The organism is Thermoanaerobacter sp. CM-CNRG TB177, assembly GCF_018588165.1.
Taxonomy (GTDB): domain Bacteria; phylum Bacillota; class Thermoanaerobacteria; order Thermoanaerobacterales; family Thermoanaerobacteraceae; genus Thermoanaerobacter; species Thermoanaerobacter thermocopriae.
This window is the reverse complement of record NZ_JAFCAC010000036.1, coordinates 1,986-5,873: the sequence shown is the minus strand read 5'-3', so window position 1 is coordinate 5,873 and position 3,888 is coordinate 1,986. Positions and strand designations below refer to the sequence as shown.

The following is a 3,888-nucleotide window of genomic DNA, read 5'->3' as shown; positions in this document are numbered from 1 at the left end:
CAGGTTACCATATAGGCCAGCTCTTAACCTATCCTTCAGGTGGCAGCTGCTTGTGTTTAATAAATACTTTGTTTCAAAATCAAAACTATTTCGTCTGCAGTACCGGCATTTAATACAACAAAACCTATTCACGACAGCAAATCTATATCTTCTGATACGCTTCAGGATATGTAACGCTTTTTATAAAAAGGCAAACTTTCTGAAAAGGAATTTGAAAGAGAACCTAAGTTGGTTAACTGGTTGTGTAGACTTAGTACTAACAATTGCAGACATCAGTTTGACAGATCAGAATAGCCTTGAATTTATTCAGAACTTGAAATCGGGGGAAAGTACAGGACACATTCCGACAATAATTTTAAGTGCAGATGCTAAAGTACCCTCAATTAAACGAGCCGTGGAAGACCGAATGAAAAAAGGGGAATGCTTGGCAGATATATGGAATTATTAGAAAAATATAACCAGCATTCGCAAGACTAATTTTGTATTTGCAACACTTTTTAAAAAAATAAGACTTATAGTATATCGAGTTGCATAGTAGATAAACCCTGAAGGGTCACATAACGAGAGAATAGAGGATGAAATACAAAGAAAGGAGATAAATTAGATTGAGTTTTATAAAAATTTTTCAATTCCTCTAGTTAGTTTTTCGGTTTGCTTCTATTCTTATTTTTTAACTAAAGGATGGCAAGTTTTTTAATTCTTTGTTTAGACAAATAAGACTCAGATTATTCTAAATGAAGCGTGCATTCGAAAAAATGCCTATTCCGGTTTTGAGCGAAAATCTTTGCTTGCAAGCAAATAATAATTACTTATCTATTCATAAAAGCTATTGATTTCTGAGAAACGATATGCTATAATCATACTGCTAAAGTTTCTCACCAGAATTTTTGGGCAAAGGTATCCAAAAAAGGGGGACAATTTTTTGGAAGCAAAACTAGAAAAAGAAACAAGGAAACCAACTAAGCATAAAGTATATATTTCGGTTACGCATAAATTCTTAATTTCGCAAATGACAGCAATTTCATGGATGATATTTTCAATAAAACTTTCTGTGCCGTGGCTCAACGACCTCAGTAAAGTTGTGGGTTTCCCTCTGGCTTTGTTTATAATTACTTTTATTGCGTATGTACCAGGTTACCTTGTGTCATTTACTGCGATAAGCCTTCTCCTGGACAGGCAGCCGTCGATTAAAGGAATACATCCGAGTATTCCTGTAACAATTTTAATAGCTGCAAGAAATGAAGCTGAAAGAATAGCTACTACACTTCGATATATTGCAAACCAGGAGTATAACGGACAAATACATGTTGTAATTGTGGATAACAATTCTACTGATGGGACTTTGGGAATTGCCAAGAAAGCTGCGCAAGAATACGGAGTTAAATGTACCTGCTTGTTTGAACCAAAACCGGGTAAGAGTAATGCTTTAAATAGAGGTTTAAAAGCTATAAAAACCGAATATTTTATAACACTTGATGCAGATACGCTTTTACATAAAAAAGCGGTTAACAATATAGTAGCAAGAATTTTGAGTTCTCCAGCTGATGTTTGTGCAGTAGCAGGGCATGTTCTTGTAAGAAACAGCAGAAATAATATACTAACAAGAATCCAAGAATGGGATTATTTTCTGGGAATTGCTTCTATAAAAAGGATGCAGGGCTTATATCAGGGAACGCTTGTGGCACAAGGTGCTTTCAGCCTTTACAAAACAGATGTTGTAAGAAGTGTAGGCGGTTGGGATGATGTAATAGGTGAAGATATTGTATTAACATGGAAATTCTTTGAGAAAAACTATAGAGTATACTTTGAACCGACAGCAATAGCTTTTACGGAAGTTCCAGAAAAAGCAAAACATTTTATAAGGCAAAGATCTCGATGGGCAAGAGGTATGTTTGAGGGATTAAAAACCACAGGGCCCTGGAGACAAAAGAGATTTTTGGCTGCTTTTCTAATCGGGATAGATATCGTGATACCTTTTGTAGATTTTGCCTATACTTTTTTCTGGATACCGGGGTTAATAATGGCGTTTTTTGGTAAGTACTACATTGTAGGGCCTTATACATTGCTAGTATTACCATTAAATGTTATTGTGACAATAGTTATGTATGCATTTCAAAAAAGAGTTTTTGATTCTCTTGGTTTAAAAGTACGCAGAAATAGAATAGGATATATCCTTTATTTACTTTTCTATCAGCTCATACATTCACCTATTGCAATGTGGGGTTATATACAGGAAATTTTTCAACTTCGCAGAGTGTGGAAATGACTTTATTTTAAAAAAGTACTTAACAGCAAACATGGAAAATAACTATTACAACGAAATTTTTATTGTGTCTTTTAAATAAAAAGAGTATAATAACATTTCGGAAAATACAAGTTCTGAAGAGTTTTTTGAAAATGCATAAACGTAATCTACATCCAATTATGCTTATTTAAATCAAATCAAAATCAATTGGGGGCACTAACTTATGAATACAGCTTTTCCAAAAGAGATCCTAATTGTAGAGGATAGTAAACTTAATGCGCAAATAACAGCAGATATCCTAGCCAAATACGGATACGAAACAGAGATAGTCACATCAGGCGAAGAGGCTGTTGAAAAAGCACTAAATAACATCAAAAGCCCGGACTTAATTCTTATGGACATAGAACTTAAAGGAGCAATCGATGGGATAGATGCAGCAAGAATAATTCAGCAGCATAAAGATATCCCGATTCTATTTCTCACTGCCAATGCCAGTAAAGAAATAATGGAAAAAATAAAGTCAGTTTCAGCCTACGGGTATGCTCTTAAGGGTGTAGATGAATATGTACTTGTATCTCAAATAGAAATGGCTTTTAAGCTCTATGAGGCCAAAATACAGATAAAAAAGAGAGAAGAGCTGTTCCGCAATATGTTTGAAAATCATGACGTAGCAATGATACTTATTGATCCACAAACCGGACGCATCATTGATGCTAACAAAGCTGCCTGTAATTTCTATGGTTATTCCAGAGAAACTATGCTGCAGATGGACATAGAAGCTGTTGTTGGCGTTTCTACCATAGACGGTGGTCAAAAGTGTTCGGAAGCTTTAAAGAAGGGTTGTAATCCCTGCCTTTGCTTCCAACGGTTAGCTAACGGAGAAGAGAGATTAGTAGAAGTATATTCATCCCCTGTAGATTATCAAGGAAAAACACTGATGCATCTTATTATCTTTGACATTACTGAACAATGGAAAGCAAAGAGAGAGCTTGAATTTTATAAAAATCTTTTTGAAGACTCACTCAATGAAATTTACATATTCCATCCACAGACACTAAAATTCATTGCAGTAAACGGGGGTGCGAAGAAAAATTTGGGATATACTGAAGAAGAGCTTAAAGAAATGACTCCTGTTGACTTAAAACCAGAGTTTACCCTGCAAAGCTTTAAAGAACTTCTTGAGCCCCTTTTAAGAGGTGAACAGAAGCAAATCGTTTTTGACACAGTGCACCGCAGAAAAGACGGTTCTTTATATCCAGTAGAAATCCATCTAGAACTTATGGAATTTGACAAAGAAAAAGTGTATGCAGCACTTGTAATTGATATAACGGAGCGCAGAACAATGGAAAAAGAACTGAAGGAAAGGAATGAGATTTTAAGCACTATAATGGAGTATGCAGGAGATGCCATTATTATGATTGACGATAACGGTAAAGTAACCTTCTGGAACCCTGCAGCAGAACGCATACTTGGATATTCAAAAGAAGAAATAATAGGTAAAGATTTGCACATGTTTATGATACAAGATATGCGGCTGTACGAAGCATATAGAGAAGCATTTAAAAGATTCCGTTCAACCGGAAAAGGAAGTGTTGTAGGCAAGACTGTTGAGATGAAGACAAGGCATAAAAACGGCTATGAAT

1 protein-coding gene and 2 pseudogenes are annotated in these 3,888 nt (G+C 35.3%); all 3 read left to right on the top strand.

Annotated elements, in window-relative coordinates:
- Positions 1-448 (top strand): annotated as a pseudogene (locus I4N53_RS01980) (hypothetical protein); the annotation flags it as partial.
- A gap of 474 nt (positions 449-922) precedes the next feature.
- Entirely contained in the window at positions 923-2,266 is a 1,344-nt protein-coding gene (locus tag I4N53_RS01975) for a glycosyltransferase (protein WP_255549647.1), read from the top strand.
- Between the two features lie 202 nt (positions 2,267-2,468).
- Positions 2,469-3,888 (top strand): annotated as a pseudogene (locus I4N53_RS01970) (PAS domain S-box protein); the annotation flags it as partial.